Source organism: Pseudomonas sp. P5_A2_2 (assembly GCF_054177685.1).
In genome coordinates, this window is sequence record NZ_JBGCUL010001011.1 from 1 (window position 1) to 1,570 (window position 1,570).

Consider the following 1,570-nt stretch of genomic DNA (forward strand, 5'->3'; position numbering starts at 1 on the left):
CATTATGGCGTAGCTGCCGTTATACGCACCGTGTGCATTGTTAGCAGATTTTTCCTATACCGCCAGAAAACCGGCCATTGCACCGGCAACCCGCGATGCCCCCGAATGCCGTAACGCTGGTTATAATGCCCGGCCTTTTGTGTCAGGCAACATCAGACAGGTACTACAGACGGACGCGATTTATTTTTATCGCGTCAGCAGTAATTGTTCGATTTCACGGGTCAACGCAATGCCTGTTGACCCAGGCAGCGGCGCTGGCCAGGCCGCTCAACCAGACTCGCGAAGGCCCTATTTCCGCGCCTGCGAGCCTGCTTTCACAATTTGTCAGGTGGTTTTATGGACAGCATCAACAGCCGCATCGCCGAGGAACTCGGTGTACGCCCACAACAGGTCGAAGCGGCCGTCGCGCTACTCGATGAAGGTTCTACCGTTCCCTTCATCGCCCGTTACCGGAAAGAAGTGACCGGCAGCCTCGACGATACGCAATTGCGTCATCTGGAAGAGCGCCTGCGCTACCTGCGAGAACTCGACGAACGGCGTATCAGCATCCTCGCCAGCATCCAGGAGCAGGGCAAGCTGACCCCGCAACTGGAACGCGATATCAAGCTCGCCGATACCAAGACCCGTCTCGAAGACTTGTACCTGCCGTACAAGCAGAAGCGCCGCACCAAGGGTCAGATCGCCCTGGAAGCCGGCCTCGGCGACTTGGCGGACGGTCTGTTCAACGATCCGTCCCTGAGCCCGGAAACCGAAGCCGCACGCTTCATCGACGCGGAAAAAGGCGTGGCCGATGTGAAGGCAGCCCTCGAAGGCGCCAAATACATCCTGATGGAGCGCTTCGCCGAAGATGCCAGCCTGCTGGAGAAGCTGCGCAACTACCTCAAGCAGGAAGCCACCCTCAGTGCCCGCGTGATCGCCGGCAAGGAAGAGGAAGGCGCCAAGTTCCGCGATTACTTCGAACACGACGAACCGCTCAAAAGCATGCCGTCGCACCGCGCGCTGGCGATTTTCCGTGGCCGCAACGAAGGCATCCTCAGCTCCGCGCTGAAAGTCGGCGACGAACTGCCGGGCAGCATGCACCCGTGCGAAGGCATGATCGGCCAGCAATTCGGCATCCAGAACCAGAACCGCGCCGCCGACAAATGGCTGGGCGAAGTGGTGCGCTGGACCTGGAAGGTCAAGCTCTACACCCACCTGGAGACCGACCTGCTGGGCGAGCTGCGCGATGGCGCGGAAACCGAAGCGATCAACGTCTTCGCCCACAACCTGCACGACCTGCTGCTGTCGGCCCCGGCCGGCCCGCGCGCCACTCTGGGCCTGGACCCGGGCCTGCGCACCGGTTGCAAGGTCGCCGTGGTTGACTCCACCGGCAAACTGCTGGATCACGCCACGGTTTACCCGCACGTGCCGCACAACAAGTGGGACCAGACCCTCGCCGTGCTCGCCGCCCTGTGCGCCAAGCACTCGGTGGACTTGATCGCCATCGGCAACGGCACCGCCAGCCGGACGATTCGTTGCGCCGCCTGGTCCAGCAGCGGCTGGCCGGAAGACTCCAGCACCAGTACTTCAT

At 61.6% G+C, this 1,570-nt stretch carries 1 protein-coding gene; it reads left to right on the plus strand.

Features of this window, described 5'->3' with window-relative positions; translation table 11 throughout:
• Positions 1–336: 336 nt before the first annotated feature.
• A partial coding sequence (locus ACXRVY_RS28300) for a Tex-like N-terminal domain-containing protein (protein WP_458238868.1) occupies positions 337–1,570 on the plus strand: 1,234 nt, incomplete at its 3' end.